The organism is Pontibacter anaerobius (genome assembly GCF_026241195.1).
GTDB classification, from domain to species: domain Bacteria; phylum Bacteroidota; class Bacteroidia; order Cytophagales; family Hymenobacteraceae; genus Pontibacter; species Pontibacter anaerobius.
In genome coordinates, this window is the sequence record NZ_JAPFQO010000007.1 from 323,180 (window position 1) to 341,710 (window position 18,531).

The window sequence follows — 18,531 nt, forward strand, 5'->3', positions numbered from 1 at the left end:
ATTTTGAATGAGTGATTGAGTGAATAATTGTTGATAGGTGTTTTGTATGATAAAGATATTCATGGCGCGAGCGTCCTCGCTCATGACCAGCTATAGTTTGGGCCTCTGGCCCAGTTGAGTTACAAACTCAACATCAATGCAAGCCACAAGTTGAAAACTTGCGGCAGTAAGAATATAAGATTACAAAAACAGAAAAAGTCCCCCTTGGGCGTAAGGCCCCTCGACAAAGAAGGGGGTAGGGGATGACAATCGATCCCGATTCCCCTCTAGGGAGGGGTTAGGGTGGGTTAACCGCTCCACAAACTCATAACTTTTAACTCTTAACTCTTAACTATAACTTGAGCTTTCTAGCACCATACTGGCTTTTCGCAGCATCGGCTATACTTATCCCGATTGCCATTCACCTGTGGAATAAACGGCAGGGGAAGACGGTGAAGGTGGGCAGTCTGCGCTGGCTGGAGGCCTCGGCGAGTAACCGCTGGAGTAGTATCAAGCTAAACAACTTCTGGCTTCTGGTGCTGCGCTGCCTTATACTTATACTTCTGGCCGTGGCGCTGGCACAGCCGGTTTGGGTGCACGACCTGCAAAAGCCCAAAGGTGCCAAAGCGGTATTTGTTGGGCAGGAGCTACTTTACACTTCTGCGCTCAAGCCCATCACACCCACTATCGACTCGCTGCTGCAGCGCGGCTATGCGTTGCATACTTATACTTCCGATTTCAGGCAGATACCGCAGGAGGCGTGGCAACAGATCCGCAGTCGCACGCAGGACAGCACCCTGGTAAGCCACGAAAACTACTGGAGCCTCTCGCAGGCCCTGGCTGCAAAGTATAAATTACCGCAGGACAGCGTCTGGCTTTTCACCTCCGACCAGCAGCAATACTTTTCAGGAACCCGCCCCGAAACGATACCCCAGCATATCCGCTGGATTCCGGTGGCTACCGAGGCAAGTATAAACTGGCTGCAGGCGGCTATCCAAACCTCCCCCGACAGCATACTGCTCATACTTGGCCACAGCTCCCGCGAGGGCATCACTTACAGCAAGTATAAAACGGCCACATCAACCCAAAGTATAAACTTGTCCGGCAACCAGCAGCTGCAACTTCAGCGCCAGCAGGGTACGCTAATAGCTTCCACCGGAGGCAACAGCAGCAAGGTAAAAGTACAGACCGAACCGCTGCAGGTAGCCATACTTTCCAGCGAGGCACAACAGACAGAAGCGCGTTACATCAAAGCGGCTTTGCAGGCCATCAGCAGCTACACGAGCCTGCCCATTCACATCAGCTCCGACACAACCAGCGCGAACTGGGTGTTTTGGCTAAGGAACGAGGAGGTACCGCAACGTATAAACCAACAGGTAAAGCAAGGCTTACAGGTGTGGGTACAACAGGGGCAGGAACCACAGAAAACGATCACTACTTTGGCGGGCACAGGCGGCACAAGTATAAAAGTGCATCAGGTAAATCAGCTTGAGCCAGCACAGCAACGCCAGCTTTGGACCACGGCAAACGGTCAGCCTTTGCTCTTAGTGAAAACGATGGGCCGAGGCAAGATTTATACTTTCCGGAGTGGGTTTGGCCCGGCCTGGAGCGAACTGGGGCAAAGCGCGCAGCTACCGGAGCTATTGTTGCCTTTGCTCCTGCCTGAGCCTGATGCAACGTATGATTACCGGGCTATAGATGAGCGGCAATTGCTGCCAGCGAACCGGGTACAGGCGACGGCAGAAACCACCACGGAATCAACCCAAACGCATTTGCTGAAGTGGTTTGTTTTGGCCGCCTTTGTTTTATTTTTGATAGAGAGACTAATCGCCAACAGGCGCAGCAAAGTATAAATGGCCTTACCAGAGAGCATCCATATCCTCCAACGCATTCGCAGGCAGTACGTGCAGGCGAAACTGTGGCTGTATGCGCTGCAGGCTGTGGCGGCAATACTTTTGGGCACGGCTATACTTTGGCGCTGGAAATTTGAGGCACCTGTGCTGGCACTCACCGCCATTGCTATACTTGCCTGCGCCATCTTATACTTTATACTTCGATGGAGAGCTGTTTCTAGTACCACATTGCAGCAAGTGGCCCGCCACCTCAACCGGCAGTATCCGCAACTTCAGGACAGTACCGAGCTGTTGCTGCACGAGCCAGCCAACCTGCTGCAAAAGCTACAGCAGCAACGCGTTTCGGAGGCTTTGCAGCAGCTTCACCCGGAGCAGGATAAGACGTTTACCCTGCGTAGCACCGCCACCTATACTTTCCTGGGGCTGGCGCTGCTGTTGTCGGTAGGGATTTTATATTTGCCTGCTGCTCCGCTTGTCTCAACTGAGCCCGAAAGTATAAAAGTTGACTTTCCGGATGCGCCGGTTGCCGCTGCCGATACGGCCGCTAAAATTGAGAATATCTTGATATCTGTTTCTCCGCCGGCCTACACAGGCAAAGGCGCTTACCGCGCCGAGAGCCCTAACCTGCGTGTTGAAGAGGGTGCTACCGTTACCTGGCGCATCAGCACGAACAAACCCGCACAGTTGCAACTCGAAGTGAACGAGCAAAAGCCTATCAACTTTAAGCAGCAAGGCAACAGCTATTCATTGTCGCGCAGCTTTACCGCCGCAGGGCTCTACACCATCAACCTGAACGGGCAAAAATCTGCTTTTTATACTTTAGAGATTATCCCTGACAATGCTCCGACTATACAAATTCAGAAGCCGGAGCAGTATACCGAGGTATTGTTTGGCCAGCCGCAGCGCGTAACGCTACAGGCTCAGCTAACCGACGACTACGGCATCCGGGAGGCCAACATGATCGCCACCGTGGCAAAGGGAACCGGCGAGGCTGTGAAATTCCGGGAAGAAAAAATCAACCTGAACCTGAGTGGCAGCGCCAAAAACTACACGGTAAAGCAAACCTTGGACCTGCAGAAACTGGGCATGACCTACGGCGACGAGCTATACTTTTACCTGCAGGCCTGGGACCGCCACCGTGGCTACACCCGCTCCGAAACATACTTTGTGCAGATCGAGGACACCGCCATCGTGGAGTCGAGCTTTGATATGTCGATGGGCGTGAACCCGGTGCCGGAGTATTTCCGCAGCCAGCGCCAGATCATCATCGATACAGAAAAACTACTGAAGGAGCAGAAGAACATTAGCAGGTCTGTGTTTGAGGAGCGCTCCAACAACCTGGGCGTCGACCAAAAGCTGCTGCGCCTGCGCTATGGCAAGTTCCTGGGCGAAGAGTTTGAAAGCGGCATCGGTCCGGGAGGCGGTATACCGGAGGGTGAGGAAGGGCACTACGAAGGTGACGGACATGACCACGAGGAATTTGCAGATAAGAACAGCCCAGAAGCCCTGCTAGACCCTTACATGCACAAGCACGACCAGGAAGGCGAAGCGACCTTCTTTGAGCCCGCCACCAAAGCCAAGCTAAAGGGAGCGCTGGCCCAGATGTGGGAAGCCGAACTGCGCCTGCGCACGCATAAGCCTAAAGAAGCCCTGCCTTACGAGTACAAAGCCTTGCGCATGCTGAAAGAGGTGCAGCAGTCGCAGCGGGCTTATGTGGCCAAAACCGGTTTTGAAGCGCCACCGCTTAAAGAACCCGAACTGCGCCTCTCGGGGGAGCTGAACAAAATTACCGCGCCATCGGAAAGCAGGACCATTAAAGCCGAAAAGCAACTGCCAAACACGCGTACGGCGCTGCAATGGCTGGCAAAGTACAAACAGAGCGGCAAGTATAAACCAGCCGATGCGGCTTTGCTGGAGAAAGCGGGTCAGGAACTGGCGCAGCAGTCGTTCACTAAACCCGGCAGCAATTTAAAAGCGCTTCAGGATATAAGGACAATAATTTCAGAAATGCAGCGTGGGGAGAAGTTGTGCAGCTCGTGCCTGGTTTCTGTGGAAAAGGCTTGGGTTGATCTGTTGCCACCGGCAGCGCAAACGCCACAGCCGCAGCAGACGGTCAGGAGCAAGTTGGCAAGGGAGTATATGGAGCAGCTTAAGTGAGTTGTGGGTGCTGAGTTCTGAGTATCGAGTTAGGGAACGATTAACCCACCCCTGGCCCCTCCCGAGAGGGGAATTTCAGAAAACGATTATCCAGCCACCCCTGCCCCTCCTTGGCTAAGGAGGGGAGTTCGATTCAAGCTCCGTTAGCAGTGGCTATCGAGAACTGATCCCAGTCTTCACGTTGAGCGCCTTGTAGATTTCCGGTTTCGCTTTAGCGAAATTGCGACGTCAGGAGCAAAGGAAATGTACACAGCGCGATGCGGGAAGACGAGCCCTCGCGGGCTAGAGCGCACCAAGGGTAGAAATGAAACGATAGGCAAGTAAGACTGCGGATCAACAGAAGCTGGGGAGGATTGCTTGTGTCAAGCTACAGAAAGCAGCGGCTAAGTATATACACCCTGTTCAATGCCAGAAAATGATTAACAGAACCAACAAATGATCCAGTTTAAAACCCACATCGGCCTGCTACAGCATTTGCCCGGTATGCACTACCTGGAAGTGCCGCAGGAAGTGGTACAGCAACTCGGCACCTTAAACATACGCCTGCACTGCAACGTCAACCAAAAACTCACCTTTCAGTGTGGGTTGATGGCACTCGGCGAAGGCAAAGCCTACATTAACATCAGCAAAAAACGCATGCAGGAGCTCGGGGTAAAGCTGCACGACACGGTAACTATTACGCTGGAAAAGGATGATAGCCCATATGGTACCGAAATACCAGAAGAAATAGAGGAACTGCTGCGGCAGGATGAGGAAGGGAACAGGCGTTTCCTGCTGCTCAAACCGGGTATGCAGCGCTACATGCTCAACCATGTGTCGGCTGTGAAGAGTCCGCAGTTGCGCGTAAACAGGGCCATTACCCTTATTGAGAATTTGAAGAAACTACCGGAGGGCAAGGAGAACTTCCGGGCCATGCTGGGGCTGCCCCCGCGCTAATTTGAAAAAAGTATGATGCAACCTTACTGGCTTCTGGCTATACCTATTGTGCTGCTACTGCTGTGGCTGGCCTGGCGTCGGCCTAACCGGCAGCGGCTGGCGTGGCGGCTGCTGGCCAGTGTCGTGGCGGGCGTGAGCCTGGTGCTGCTGGTTTTCCCGCCTGTTACGCAGCAGGCCATTAGCCCCGGCACCGCCATACTTTTAACCGAGGGATTCGAGGCAGATTCGCTGGAAGCCGTGCTGCAAAAGCTGGAGGCGGAGCCGCAGGTGTATGCGTATCAAACTGCATCGGAGGCAAAGGCAATAAGCTCAATGGCAGAGCTGCGGCAGTTGCAGCCAGGCCTGGAAACAGTGCACGTGCTAGGCTATGGGTTGCAGCACGAGGAACTGGAGCAGCTAAAGCAACTTCAGCTAAAGCCTCACCTCACTCCCGCCCAGGCCGGTGTACGGTCGGTAAGCTGGCCCCAAAGTATAAAGCTGGGCGAAGCCGTGGAGGTGGCCGGAAAGTATACCTCAGAAAAGGAAAGTATAAAGCTATACCTGCATGTCGCCGGCAAGGCCCGGGATTCTGTAGAACTGGCAGCAGACAGCACCCATACCTTTCGGCTTCGCTACACACCCAACGTGCAGGGCCGCCATACTTATACTTTACTGGCCGGGAACGATACGCTGGGCCAGGTGCCGGTGCAGGTAACGCCGCACCAACAACTGGGCATACTGCTGCTTTCCTCCGCACCGTCTTTCGAGTTTAAGTTCCTGAAAAACCATCTGGCCGGGCAACAGCACCGGGTCGCTTTCCGGGCCAGCGTGAGCAAGGATATCAGCCAGAGCGAGTGGCTCAACATGCCCAAAACCGACCTTAGCCGCATCACCCCTAAACTATTACAGCAGTTTGATGTGGTGATAACCGAGCCACAAGCGCTGCAAAGCATGAGTGCGGGGCAACGAGCAGCCCTGCAGCGCGCCGTGACGGAAGATGGCCTGGGGGTGCTCACCATCGCCACCGAGCCAGCCAATAGCCGCAGCGCCAGCTTTTTTACGGACTTCCAGGGCAAGCGCCTCTCGCAGCAGGATACGCGCAGCACCCGCGCCGAGTGGCCTGGCCGCGAGGCAAACACCGCCTCGGCAGCGCCTTACACGTTAGCCAACACTACCGCCGTTACGGGCCTAATCGCAGAGCAGGGCAACAGCCTGCTGGCTGGCGCTAAAAAAGCCGGCTGGGGAAAAGTGGCCCTAAGTTACCTGCCGCAAACCTTCCCGTGGGTATTGGAGGGCAAAGACAAAGTATACGCCAGCTATTGGGCTGCCCTTTTATCAGCCATCGCTAAAGAGCAGGTAAAAGAGAAGTTCTGGCAACTGGAAAAACCGCAGGCACCGCACCCTAACCAGCCGGCTGTTCTTTCCTTCACAGATTATACTTTAGCCACCGCCCCAACCGCCACCGTTACCAACCTGGCGGACTCTACAAGTATAAACCTGCCGCTTGCCCAGCAGGTGTATCAGCCTGAAAAGTATAGCGCCACTTTCTGGCCGCGCAGCAGCGGCTGGCATAAAGTAGAAACCGCTAATGCCGCGCCATACTTTTTCTATGTGCAGGATACCTCTGATTGGGAGTTTGAAAGTGTAGCCACCCGACGGGCCGCCACGCAGGCTTTTGCCACACACCAAAGTATAAATCCTGCCGGGGCCGCTGTAGCTTTTAAAACGGAGCCGCTGCCGTTGATCTGGTTCTTCGTGTTGTTTGCCCTGAGTAGTGCGTTTCTGTGGCTCGAAGAGAAATTTTAGAAATCCCGGAGAGGTAAAAAGCCACAGCTCTGGCAGATGATGACTTATGATATCCGCAGAACGAACAGCGAATAATCAACAACCATCAATGCATCAGGGCAGACTTTACCATAATAAACTCGTTGATGTTATCGGTGTTGATAACTCCGGCCAGGCGGCCGTTTTCAAGTACAGGGTACAGCGGAACGCGGGTTTTCTGCAGCTCGGTATAGGCCTCGGAGAGTTTATCCTGCACATTAAAGGTCTTCACCTCCGCCGACATGACCTTGGCCACATGAGTTTCCATCTGCTCTTCTTTTACCGCCTGTATCAGCTGTGAGCGGGTAAGGGTGCCCACCACCACACCTTCATCCTCCACAATAAACTCATGCTCCGAGCCGGTGAGCAGCTTGTTAAGGGCATCGCGCACGGTGTTGGTTGGGGTAAGTGTCACGAAGTTGGTCATCATGCCCTCGCGCACGCTGTGGCCGCGCAAAAAGTCGAGGTGCTGCACCACCATGTTCTCAGAATAAGCCCCGAAAAAGACAAAAGCCCCTATCAGAATAAGGAAGGGATTATAGAAAAAGCCTATGAACACGAAGAAAATGGCCAGCAACTGCCCCAGGTTGGCCGCAATCTGGGTAGCCCGCACGCGGCCCAGCTTAAAGGCCAGCAGCGCCCGCAGCACACGCCCACCATCCATCGGGAAGGCAGGGATGGCATTAAACAGCACCAGCACCACATTCACAAAAAGCAGCAGATAAAGGAAATTGGCAGGCGTGATGCGCATAAAAAACTCCTCTGCTGGCACACCCTGCAGCGAGGGGAGCACCATCCAAAGTATAAATGCAATCACGACGTTAACGGCAGGGCCGGCTAAGGCTACCAGCAGCTCCTGCTTGGGCTTTTCGGGCATCTTCTCCAGGCTGGCTACACCGCCGATAGGCAGTAAGGTGATTACTTTGGTGTTGATGCCGTAGTGTTTCGCCGTGAGGGCGTGACCTAGCTCGTGCAGCACCACGCATAAGAAAACAGCCAGTATAAACCCGATGGCCAGCAGTATAGTTGCTGCATCGCTGCCGCGCTGCGCCTCGGTAAAAGCCACCCATCCCAGCAAGAGCACAAATGTCCAGTGTACCAGTATTTTTATACCTGCCACCCTGCCTAAGTTCAGCGACCATTTCATCGGCTTTATGCGTTAGTGTACAGTAAATTAACGCATAGCACAAGGCTAATGTTCACGGTGTTCTAAAACGAGCGGGGCCGGCTACTTTTACAGTAACCGGCCCCGGCAGATATGAGGTATTTCCTGCTTAATTGAGCTTTGCCACAAAAGCCTTCACATGCTTCCGGAACTGCTCCGGCTGCTCCTGGTAAGGGCAGTGGCCGGTTTCCATCACACGGTAGCTGGCTTTGGGAAATTTAAATGTTTTATAATGCTCCGGCCCAATGGAGTAATCATACTTGCCCGAAAACACCAGCACCGGCAGCTTTATACTTGCGGTTTTGGCAGTGAAGTCCTGGCCATACTCCTCGTAGCCCCACACCTTGGAGCCGAATTGCCAGTTCAGGGTAGTGTCCATCACGGCGTTCATGGCATCGAACATGGCTTTGTCGCGGTACATCATTTTGTACATCAACCCCTGCTCGTTCAGTTTCTGCACCACGCCGCCCAGCGCCTGCCCCACCGGTTCGCCCGGCTTCCGTAGCTCTGACACCGGCACCTGCAGGAAGCGCGCGCCTTCGTTCACGTAGCTCTCCAAAGAGTTGTTGATGTTGAGGGTGCTGTTTACATAGATGAGCCCCTGCACCTGCTGCGGGTGCTGGTAGGCGTATTCGGTTGCCATGGTGCCCCCGAAAGAGTGCGGCATCAGCAGCCACTTGTCATAACCCAGGTACTGGCGCAGCTCCTCAAAATCCTGCACCATGCGGGCCAGGGAGTAGTCGTTTCTATCAGAACCACCAGAACGGCCGCAGCCGCGCTGGTCCACGTAGACCATCTGCAGGTCCTGCTCCACCACATCGCCGCCAAGGGCATAGAAATATTTGGGCCAGGAGCCGGGGCCACCGTGAATGAACAGACAGGGCTTGCCTTCGCCGGCTATGCGCACATACAGCTGCACGCTGTCGGAGGTGGTAAAGAAGAACTGTTTTTGCTGCGCCTGGCTTAGGGCTGGAAGCAGGCTGCCAAGTATAAACAGCGCCGCGAGAAATGTTTTTTTCATAATTTTTAGAGTAGTTAAAGTAGCTTTAGCCGCTGTCGCTCGTAAACGCCGCACAGGGCTGGTATCACAGGTGTAAAATTACATTATTAAGAGGATATTTTTTACTAACAGAGGATGAATAATTTAGAGGGCAGAGGGTTTGAGCGGGAGCTGCAGTTTCAGGCATCGCGGAGCGGCGGCGCCGGCGGACAAAACGTGAACAAGGTAAACACCAAGGTGGAGCTGCGGTTTCAGGTGGAGAGCTCGGAGCTGCTCTCAGAGGAGGAGAAGGCGCTGGTGCAGGAGAAACTGGGCAACCGCATTAACAGCGAGGGATACCTGCAGGTGGTGTGCCAGACCGAGCGCAGCCAGCTGCAGAACAAGGAGCTGTGCGTGCAGCGGTTCTACGAACTGCTGCGGCAGGCGCTAACCCGCCAGAAGAAGCGCAAGGCCACCAAACCTACCCGCTCCAGCGTTCGGCGTAGGCTGGAAAGCAAGAAGAAGCAGTCTGAGAAAAAGGCCAGCCGGGGCTTACGCGGCAACCATTAGCAACTAGCAAAAGTATGGGCAGGCGGCAAGGGTGCCGCCTGCCCTGTTTTATACTTACTCAGTGCCTGCGCCGGAAGAGGCATTTGTATCCTTGCCTTTCAGGTGCGTGTCCAGGAACGTGAGGATGGCGCTGTAGCCCTCTATCTGGTTCTCCTTCTTCACAAAGCCGTGGCCTTCGTCGTCGAACACCACATACTCCACCGGCACGTTGTTCTTCTTTACGGCCTCCACAATCTCATCCGACTCTACCTTTAGCACACGCGGGTCGTTGGCTCCCTGCAGCACCATCAGCGGCTTCTTGATCTGATCGGCAAAGAACAGCGGCGATTTGTTGTACAGGGCGGCGGAATCCGTTTCGGGGTTGCCCATCTCCTTGTACAGTGCCTCCCTGAATGATTCCCAGTATGGCGGTATGCTTTGCAGCGTGCGCAGCCAGTTGGCCACCCCAAACAGGTTCACGCCCACGGCAAACTCATCCGGCGTAAAGGCAAGCCCCGCCAGCACCATATAGCCGCCGTAGCTGCCACCCATAATGCCAATCTTGTCTTCCTGCACATAACCTGTTTCGGTCAGGTATTTCTTGGCTTCTATCACGTCCTTCAGATCCACGTCGCCGTGCTTCTGGTCATCGGCCGCGAAAAAGGTTTTGCCGTAGCCGGAGCTGCCCCGGTTGTTCACCGCCAGCACCGCGTAGCCGTGGTTTACGAGGTACTGCATCAGCGGGCTGTAGTTCAGGCGTGTCTGTCCGCCCGGGCCGCCGTGTATCCAAAGTACGGCAGGCACTTTGTTGTCTGCGCTGGCATTCTTGGGCTTCATCAGCAGGGCCGGTATCTTCAGGCCGTCGTAAGACTCGTAGCGGATCACCTCGGTTTTCACCAGGTCTTCGGGGTTGATTTCCGGGTTCATGGTGTCCGTTAGCTGTGTGGTCTTGTTATTCCGGAAGTCGTGCACGTAGAGGTTGCTGGAGGAGGTGGGGCTGTTCACGTAAAAAGCCATCAGGTTCTCATCGTCCGAGAAGTTCACCCCGGTTATATCGCCGGCAGGCACATTGGGTAGCTGCACCTGCTTGCCTGTTGCCGTGTCGTATACTTTCACCTCGGTGCGGGCATCGTTGTTGATGGCGGTCACCCTATACTTGCCGTCGCGGGAGAAATAAGTGTACTGGATATCCCAGTCGGCCTTCTCCACATCCGCGGTTTTGCCTGTGGCGATGTCATAGCTCTTCAGCTCCATAAACTCGCCGCCCTCATCGGTCAGGAAGTATAGCTGCTTGCCGTCCGGGGTAAATGCCTCGGGCGCATACTTGATGTCTTCCTTATGGTCGGTCAGTTTCTTCAGTTGCTTTGTGGCAGTGTTGTACAGGTACATGTCGCTACTGTTGGTGTTTATACTTTTCACCAGCCCGATGTACTTCTTATCGCGGGAGATGGCTGCCACATCGAGGCCCTGCTCGTTCTGCATCACCAGCTTGGGCGAAAGCGTTTGCAGGTCCATTTCATACAGGTCGAAATACCGTGGGTCGCGCTTGTTAGACAGGAAGAAGAAACTGTTCTGGTCGTGGCTCCATCCTGCAAAGCTTGCCTTGGCCTTTGGCTCCGGCGTCAGGTCTTTGGTGGTGCCATCGGTGTTGCGCACGTACAGGTGCGTAATCTCATCGCCGCCCTTGTCGCTGGAGTATAAAATGCGCTCATCTTTCGGGAAGTAAGATATCACAAACACCGAGTTGTCCGTTGAGTTGGTAAGCTGGCGCGGCTCCCCTCCCGTTACCGGCACCTCAAAGGCATTGTACACCCCGGTTTGGTTGCTGGAGTACAGGATCTTGGAGTTGTCGGGCGAGAAATCGCTTCCCGTAATGGAGGTGGTGTTCATAAACTGCTCAATGGTGTAGGTCTGCACCACCGGCTCGGTTGTCTGGTTCTCGACAGATGTAGTGTTCTGGCATCCGGCAAGCAGGGTTGCCACGGCAAAGGCAGCAGGTGCCCAGGCGAAGATTTTTTTCATGTTTTTATAGTTTTAAGGTGCGCTAAGAAGAAGTTAATCTACTGAAATCCAGTTGAAAAACAAACAGCCGCTGCCGCTGAGGAAGTAAAATAGCATGGCGGGCTTCTCCTGTTTATACTTTATCTTTAGGCCCCTGCCGCGTTAGGTAAGGTATTTGCAGCAACAGCACCAGAAATTTCACCGTTGTTTATGATAAAGAGATTACTCTTGTTGATGGTATTGCTTGGCGGGCTAAGTATGGCCGCCGAGGCGCAGAAGTATAGAACAGCAGCCGGCGTGCGCCTGGAGAGCGACCGCTTTGGCGTGAGCGTGCAGCAGAAGCTGCACGAGAAGGGCACCCTGGAGGGCATCGTGCAGGTAGGCTCACGCGAGTACAGCGGCACCGTGCTATACGAGTGGCACCGGCCCATACTTGGCAAGCGCTTTAACTATTACCTGGGCGCGGGCGGCCACATAGGCAACCTGAAAGACAGCGGCGTTTTTACCGGTGTGGACGGTATCCTGGGGGTCGAATACAAGGTGAACGGTTTACCCTTCCTGCTCGCCGCCGACGTAAAACCGGCCGTGCACATCAACCACGACGACTGGGTGCACCTTTCCTCCGGCGTGTCTATACGCTATGTTATCGTGAAGGAGAAAAAAGAGAAAAAGAAGATATGGCCGTTTGGCAGGCAGGGCGACGACGACGATGACAGGCGAAGGAAGAACCGCAAGCAGGAAGAGCAGAAGCCCCGCATACTTGATATCTTCAAGAATAAGAATAACCAGTAGCCTCAGCTATGCTTTTAACACAGAAGGCCACTATTCAAAAGAGGTATAACCAAGGCCTCAGCCTATGGTGTAAGTATAGGCTGAGGCTGGTGCAGGGGCAGTAGCAAGCAACTGCTGGCGCGCAGCCACTTGTGTGGGGCAATCAGTGGTAGGCATCACATCCCGAAGCAAATCTTTGCCGGCAAGGTATAAGCCTACAAGTACAGCGATGATCAGGAACAGGGTCTTCATAGTTCTATTTCTTTTGCTGATGCATCAAACCTTAGGCGCGGGTGGCGACAATCTCTACCACAGGCAACAGGTTAGGCTGCGATTTGTACTTGTTAAGCTCCAGGCGCTCACTGATTTTTTTTGTTTCGTTGGCTGAGTTTTTAATTGTGGCGCCAACGGCCAACAGGATTACGAAGATTAGGATTACGATTTTCATGGTTTTATTTGGTTTGGTGTTTTAGGGACTGATTTAGTTTTAGGAGGAGCGGTGCCTTACTTAATAGCCGGGGCAACGATCTCAACCTCTGGCAACAGGTTAGGGTAGCTTTTGTACTCGTTCAGCTCCAGGCGCTTTTTAACTTGCTCCATTTCTTTTGCTGATTGTTTGATAGAGGCTCCCATGCCAGTCATTAATGCGAGGATTACGATCACGATTTTCATAGTAGTAAGTATTAATTGGTTTTCGATTTCTTTTCAGTTTCTGTATTAATAGATAGCAACTTAAGTCATATGGTTGCTTGGGATGCTATAAATTTTTTTATTTCTGATTCAGCTAATACATGTTGTGTGCCAAACTAAATAAGTTATTGATTTACAGCTGATTATGTGGATTTGTGATGGGTGCAGCGCGATGAAAACTGTCCGGTGCCGTACACTTTGCTGTACGGCACCGGACAGTTTTTTTATCTCTCCTGCAGCAGCACAACCTGCTGAGTAGATAATAATTACGTTGCCGTTTCAGAAACCCTTTGCTTAAGTATAACAGCAGCTATCCGGAGACAGCATGGACCAGCCATTCGTGAAGAGGGTTTAAGATGGGGAGCGCCTCTGTTGCGGGTGCCACGTACAAGCACTAAAGCATGAGAGGTGGCGCCGGTTGTTTTTAGCTGCAAATCAGTGCTATAGCCAACGCATACTTTCCAGGTTGCCGGAACAAATCAACCAGATTCGGATTTCTGTAGTATAAGAAAGCAATTTAAGTGTAGATGCACCTATGGAATCAGTAAAAGGAACACTAATAGCTTTGGGCGGAGGAGACGACGAAGGGCTGCTCAAGCTTATCCACTCCGAAATCTGTGCTATTACCTCGCATATAGAAGTAATTGCCACGGCCACCAGAACACCCGAAGAGTCTGGCAAGGCTTACAAAGAGGCTTTTGAAGAAATGGGCTGCCATAATGTGCGCTTTATGCACATAGATGAGCGCAACCCGGCCGATAAGCCGGAGTACCTGGAGCGAATAGGAAAGGCTGATGTTGTGTTCTTTACCGGCGGCGACCAGGTGCGGCTGGCCGGCTTCCTGAACGATACGGAACTGCTACGCCTGATGCGCCACCGCTACCGCACCGAGAACATCATCATCTCTGGCACCAGCGCTGGCGCGGCCATCATGTCAGACAGCATGATCTACGACGGCTATGGCCATTACTCCCTTATAAAAGGCGAAATGAAAACCACCCGGGGCTGCTCCTTTATCAAAAATATTTACATAGATACCCACTTCGCGGAGCGGGGCCGTTTCGGCCGCCTGGCCCATGCCGTTGCCCACGACCCCGAGTATGTGGGTATAGGACTGAGCGAAGAGACGGGCATTATTATTAAACAGGGTGACCAGGTAGAGGTGTTCGGGCCGGGTGTGGTGACGATAATAGATGCCAGCGAGATACGATTCTCAAACACCCGAGAGGTAGACGAGAATGAACCGATAGCCGTTGAAAACCTGAAGATGCACCTACTGGTGCACGGCTACCGCTATTGCCTGCGCGAGCACTTGTTCCAGTCGGTGCCACAGGAGCCTGGCAAGGCAGTAGTGCCTGGTTAATTTATACTTGCTACGCGCTAAGCCCTCCCTAAAAGGAGCAAGGCTGCTGCGGAATGCTTGGCTGAAGCCAACCTTCCGAGCACATATGCAGCCCCGTTTTGGTATGACTCAAAGCCATTCTTCCCTAAATTTCCCGGTCAGCATTTCTGCAGTGCGCCGCCAACCTGCCTAACCCCTCGCTTGGCTTAGGCAGGAAATCAGGTGTTTTCGGGTTATACTTTATAGCTTTCCACCCTACTTCCTGTCCTCCTCTTGCAGCTCTATGTTGATGGCCACGCCGGCTTTGGCGCCTTCGGCCGCGGCAACTATCACCATCTGCATATCGCGGGCGGCATCGCCGGCAACAAAGAGGCCGGGTATGTTGGAGTGTTGCAGCCTTCTGGTCTTTATAACACCATCGCTCGTGAACTCACAGCCTAACTGCTGGCCCAGGTCAGACTGCTGGTCGGTGCCAAGCGAAAAAAACATGGCCTGTTGCGGGCGCTTCTCCCCATTGTATAACACAATATGCTGTAACATGCCGTCAGCTCCCTCCAGACGCACGATTTTCTCCCTTTCCACCTTTACCTCGTTTCGTTTCAGCAGTTCCAGATCCTCGTGGCGCAAGTCGTTGGTTCCGTCGGTGTAGAGGGTTACGTCGCCGCTCCAGTTCGTCATGGCGAGTGCCTGGCCTATGCCATGGCGCTCTGGGCCATACACGGCAATAGCCTTGTCGCGACTTTCCCAGCCGTCGCAGTAAGGGCAGTGGTGTATACTTTTACCGTACATCTCCTCCACCCCTTCCAACTCCGGAAGCGTATCTTTCAGGCCGGTAGCCAGCAGCAACTTGCGTGAGCGGTATACTTTGCCATTCTTGTCATCTACCACAAAATTACCTTTGGTATGGGTGGCGCTCACCACCTCCACGTTCACCAACTCCACGTTATACTTGGCGAGTTCCGCGCGCCCTTTCTTTATAAACTCTTTGGGGGCCATGCCGTCGCTGCTCAGGAAGCCGTTCATGTTTCTGGCCCAGCGGTTACGGGGCTTTCCGCTGTCCAGCAGAATCACTTTTCGGCGCGAGCGGCCTAGTATCATGGCAGCATTCAACCCGGCGGGGCCACCGCCTATTATTATCACATCGTACATGTTGTTCACTTTCAGTTCAGGAGTTTTTAAACGCAAGGCGTGCAAATAAGATAGGCCCTGCTGCAGGATAATATTATACTTTGCCGCTCCCGTATGGTTCGGGGGCAGGCCAGAGGCCATGTGCAGCGGCTTATACCTGACAGCCGGGGCAGGCTGCCAGACGCTGTTTAGGAGCTATGGCGGGAATAAAGAGAGGCGCTTTTTCTCGCTCTTAAAGCACAAGCCAGGAAGCCCTTGTATTGGTTTTCGACTCGTTTTGAAAAATATTTGAAAAAGTATTGTGAGCCGCTGGAATAAGCATATATTTGTTTAGAGCAATTATCTCCCTACAATAACTAATTAGACTTTATGAAAAGCAGAATTTTAGCCTTACTCGGTGGCACGCTCCTTTCGGCGTCGGCCATGGCCGGGGGCTACCAGGTAAACCTGGCCAGCCAGCGACAGATAGGTATGGGCCACACAGGCACCGGTCTGGTAACTGGTACATCCAGCATCTTCTTTAACCCGGGTGCCATGAGTCATGTGCGCGAAAACGGCGTTACGATCGGTGCAAGTGCACTTTTCTCTAAAATTGCTTATTCAGCTCCGGAGAGCAACGAGGTTACCGCCAGAACAGATAACCCTGTGGGAACGCCTTTCCAGGTTTACGCTGTGTATAAAATCAACGATAAATTGGCCGCCGGACTGGGGGTATATACGCCGTTTGGCAGCACTGCCAAGTGGGGCACTGAGTGGAGCGGCCGCTTTGGCCTGGAGGAGCTGTCTCTTTCTGCTATTTTCTTCCAGCCTACTTTGAGTTATGCTATTACAGACAAGATTGGCATTGGTGCAGGCCTTACTTATGTTAAAGGTAAGGTGAACCTGCAGCGCGGCATTCCGGTGCAGGACGAGGCTGGAAACTATGGACGTGCCGAGCTTGATGGCGACGGAACAAGCGTTGGCTACAATGTGGGTGTCTACTTTAAGCCATCAGAGAAACTATCTTTGGGTATTAACTACCGCTCGCAAGTAGACGTGGACGTGGAAGAAGGCAATGCTACCTTTACCGTGGCTCCGTCGCTTAAGTCTCGCTTCCCGGATACAAAATTTGCTGCTTCGCTGCCGCTGCCTGCCACCCTTTCGGTTGGTGTAGGCTTTATGCCGACAGAGGCCCTGACCATTGCCGTTGACGTGAACCGCGTGGAGTGGAGCGCTTACGAAAGCCTGCGCTTTGATTACCAGGATGCCGTGAACGGCAGCAACTTTACTGAAAATGCCCGTAACTACGAGGATGCCTACATCTACCGTATCGGTGCTGAGTATAAAGCCACAGACGCCCTGGCCCTGCGTGCCGGTGCATATTACGATAGCACGCCAGTAGCAGACGGCTACCTGACGCCGGAAACCCCAGACTCAGACTCACGCGGCTTGTCAGTAGGTTTGGGCTACAGCGTTTCCGAGAACATCAAACTGGACGCTTCTTTCCTTTATATCAACAAAAAAGAGCGTACCGATGCTTCTGACAAATCAGGAGGTATTGCCGGTACCTATAAGTCGGTGGCCTACATCCCTGGTCTTGCTTTAACTTATAATTTCTAATTCCAGACGAATATGAAAAACTTATTCTATAAAACCGGTGCGCTGGCCCTTTTTGCCGGTGTGCTACTTACCAGCTGCGACCCTGAGATAGATACGCCTTCATCAAGTGCGGGTACGGCTGACTTTAGCTCTTACATTGCTGTGGGTAACTCTCTGAGCGCAGGCTACGCCGATAACGGCTTAACCCGTCCTGGTCAGGAGGCATCTCTTCCGGCCATTCTGGCCCGGCAGTTCGAGAAAGCTGGTGGCGGTGCGTTTGAGCAGCCGCTTTTCCCTGAGGAGCAGGCAAACGGCTCCGGCTACTTAAGACTAGCTGGTTTTACGCCACAGGGCTTGCCAATTACACAGCCGGTTACAAGCAACCTGGCAGTGCGTGGGCAGAATGAGGATGGCGGTCCACTATACACTAAGTATACTGAGAACGTTAATAACCTGGCTGTCCCGGGCATCAAAACAGCTGATATCAAAACACAAGGTTATGGTAGCACGCTTGGGAACCCATACTTTGAGCGCCTGACCGATAACCCGATGCAAACGTACCTGCAGTATGTGCAGGAGCAGGCGCAGGCAGCCAACCATACTTTCTTTAGTGTGTGGATGGCCGAGAACGATGTGCTGGGCTATGCTACTTCCGGTGGTGCTTTCGAAAGCGATCCGAAATACAGAATCACGCCAGTTGCTGATTTCGATGCCAATTTCACTGAGTTGCTGGATGTATTAACAGCAGATGACCAGAAAGGCGTTTTGATGACTGTGCCAGATGTTACTTCTGTGCCTTTCTTTACAACGCTTGGCCCGTCTGTTAAACAGCTGTTGGGTGCAAACAACATCCCGGGCATGGTAGCGCTTACAGGATCAGGCAGAGACCGTATGCCATTTGCGGCGGCTCAGATTGGTGCTGCAGAAAACGGCATATACTTCCCGCTGACAGCCTCTTCTTATGCAACGCTTGTTGGCCAGCCAACAGGTAAGTACTGGAAAGACCTTGCAAAGCAGATGAGCAAAAGCAGTAATGAATTAGTGATAAATTTTACCTTAACGCAGCTTTTGGTAAACTATGCGATTGACACTACTGCGATGTTTGGCCTTTCAGCAGGCAATCCGCTGCCAAGCGCTTTGGTGCTGGACCCGGTAGAGCAGGCTAGGATCAAGGCTGCCACTGACGGTTATAACCAGATCATCAAGGAGCAGGCCACTGCCCGCGACCTGGCTATGTTCGATGCCAACGCATACTTTAAGTCTATTCAGGGAGGCTTTGCTGCCAACAACGTGGCCTACTCTCCGGCATTCATTTCCGGTAACCTGTTCTCTCTGGACGGTGTACACCCAACCCCGAGAGGTTATGCCGTGATAGCCAACGAGGTTATTGATGCTATTAATGCTAAGTATAACGCCAACGTGCCGAAAGCAGACATCACACAGTACAACGCCGTACTTTTCCCGGGCCGTCAGTAAGCTGCCTGAAAGTATAAAACAACAAAAAAGCACCTCCGCAAGAGGTGCTTTTTTTATTCGTCTGAAACAGGAATAACGGATGGCTATACTTTAATAAATCAGTATCTTCCTGAGATCTATACTT

At 53.0% G+C, this 18,531-nt stretch carries 16 protein-coding genes; 9 read left to right on the forward strand and 7 right to left on the reverse strand.

Annotated elements, in window-relative coordinates:
* Positions 1 to 338: 338 nt before the first annotated feature.
* The 4 genes from OO017_RS12090 (at position 339) to OO017_RS12105 (ending at position 6,710) form a co-directional block, all read left to right on the forward strand.
* The gene (locus OO017_RS12090) at positions 339 to 1,832 is read left to right on the forward strand and encodes a BatA domain-containing protein (protein ID WP_266052753.1); all 1,494 of its coding nucleotides are present in this window, start codon (positions 339 to 341) and stop codon (positions 1,830 to 1,832) included.
* Entirely contained in the window at positions 1,833 to 3,989 is a 2,157-nt protein-coding gene (locus OO017_RS12095; RefSeq protein ID WP_266052754.1) for a DUF4175 family protein, read from the forward strand.
* A 435-nt stretch (positions 3,990 to 4,424) separates the two neighbouring features.
* Positions 4,425 to 4,925: a DUF1905 domain-containing protein gene (locus OO017_RS12100; protein WP_266052755.1), complete on the forward strand. Its 501-nt coding sequence runs from the start codon at positions 4,425 to 4,427 to the stop codon at positions 4,923 to 4,925.
* Positions 4,926 to 4,937: 12 nt separating this feature from the next.
* Positions 4,938 to 6,710 (forward strand): hypothetical protein, encoded by a 1,773-nt coding sequence (locus OO017_RS12105; RefSeq protein ID WP_266052756.1) that lies wholly within the window; start codon positions 4,938 to 4,940, stop codon positions 6,708 to 6,710.
* A gap of 85 nt (positions 6,711 to 6,795) precedes the next feature.
* Here OO017_RS12105 and OO017_RS12110 read toward each other — a convergent pair whose 3' ends face one another.
* Both OO017_RS12110 and OO017_RS12115 read right to left on the reverse strand, forming a co-directional pair.
* Entirely contained in the window at positions 6,796 to 7,875 is a 1,080-nt protein-coding gene (locus OO017_RS12110; protein ID WP_266052757.1) for a site-2 protease family protein, read from the reverse strand.
* A 127-nt stretch (positions 7,876 to 8,002) separates the two neighbouring features.
* Positions 8,003 to 8,914 (reverse strand): alpha/beta fold hydrolase, encoded by a 912-nt coding sequence (locus OO017_RS12115; protein ID WP_266052758.1) that lies wholly within the window; start codon positions 8,912 to 8,914, stop codon positions 8,003 to 8,005.
* A gap of 114 nt (positions 8,915 to 9,028) precedes the next feature.
* Here OO017_RS12115 and arfB point away from each other — a divergent pair, with 114 nt between their 5' ends.
* Positions 9,029 to 9,442, forward strand: coding sequence for an alternative ribosome rescue aminoacyl-tRNA hydrolase ArfB (gene arfB, locus OO017_RS12120; protein ID WP_266052759.1), 414 nt, complete (start codon positions 9,029 to 9,031; stop codon positions 9,440 to 9,442).
* 54 nt (positions 9,443 to 9,496) lie between these two features.
* Here arfB and OO017_RS12125 read toward each other — a convergent pair whose 3' ends face one another.
* Positions 9,497 to 11,443, reverse strand: coding sequence for a S9 family peptidase (locus OO017_RS12125; protein ID WP_266052760.1), 1,947 nt, complete (start codon positions 11,441 to 11,443; stop codon positions 9,497 to 9,499).
* 189 nt (positions 11,444 to 11,632) lie between these two features.
* Between OO017_RS12125 and OO017_RS12130 the strand changes: the two genes are divergently transcribed.
* Complete coding sequence (locus OO017_RS12130; RefSeq protein ID WP_266052761.1) at positions 11,633 to 12,214, forward strand: hypothetical protein; 582 nt, start codon at positions 11,633 to 11,635, stop codon at positions 12,212 to 12,214.
* 57 nt (positions 12,215 to 12,271) lie between these two features.
* Here the strand turns inward: OO017_RS12130 and OO017_RS12135 are convergent, their stop codons facing one another.
* The 3 genes from OO017_RS12135 to OO017_RS12145 are packed head-to-tail and all read right to left on the reverse strand — an operon-like array spanning position 12,272 to position 12,865.
* The gene (locus OO017_RS12135) at positions 12,272 to 12,445 is read right to left on the reverse strand and encodes a hypothetical protein (RefSeq protein WP_266052762.1); all 174 of its coding nucleotides are present in this window, start codon (positions 12,443 to 12,445) and stop codon (positions 12,272 to 12,274) included.
* Positions 12,446 to 12,476: 31 nt separating this feature from the next.
* Positions 12,477 to 12,641, reverse strand: a complete 165-nt coding sequence (locus OO017_RS12140) for a hypothetical protein (protein ID WP_266052763.1) — start codon at positions 12,639 to 12,641, stop codon at positions 12,477 to 12,479.
* A gap of 56 nt (positions 12,642 to 12,697) precedes the next feature.
* Positions 12,698 to 12,865, reverse strand: coding sequence for a hypothetical protein (locus OO017_RS12145; protein ID WP_266052764.1), 168 nt, complete (start codon positions 12,863 to 12,865; stop codon positions 12,698 to 12,700).
* Positions 12,866 to 13,418: 553 nt separating this feature from the next.
* On the opposite strand from OO017_RS12145, the gene OO017_RS12150 reads away from it, so the two are divergent.
* Positions 13,419 to 14,246: a cyanophycinase gene (locus OO017_RS12150; protein WP_266052765.1), complete on the forward strand. Its 828-nt coding sequence runs from the start codon at positions 13,419 to 13,421 to the stop codon at positions 14,244 to 14,246.
* A 234-nt stretch (positions 14,247 to 14,480) separates the two neighbouring features.
* Here the strand turns inward: OO017_RS12150 and OO017_RS12155 are convergent, their stop codons facing one another.
* Positions 14,481 to 15,494: an NAD(P)/FAD-dependent oxidoreductase gene (locus tag OO017_RS12155; protein ID WP_266052766.1), complete on the reverse strand. Its 1,014-nt coding sequence runs from the start codon at positions 15,492 to 15,494 to the stop codon at positions 14,481 to 14,483.
* A gap of 228 nt (positions 15,495 to 15,722) precedes the next feature.
* On the opposite strand from OO017_RS12155, the gene OO017_RS12160 reads away from it, so the two are divergent.
* Together OO017_RS12160 and OO017_RS12165 are read left to right on the forward strand one after the other, a co-directional pair.
* Positions 15,723 to 16,952, forward strand: coding sequence for an OmpP1/FadL family transporter (locus OO017_RS12160; protein WP_266052767.1), 1,230 nt, complete (start codon positions 15,723 to 15,725; stop codon positions 16,950 to 16,952).
* A gap of 12 nt (positions 16,953 to 16,964) precedes the next feature.
* Positions 16,965 to 18,407, forward strand: coding sequence for an SGNH/GDSL hydrolase family protein (locus OO017_RS12165; RefSeq protein ID WP_266052768.1), 1,443 nt, complete (start codon positions 16,965 to 16,967; stop codon positions 18,405 to 18,407).
* Positions 18,408 to 18,531: the final 124 nt, after the last annotated feature.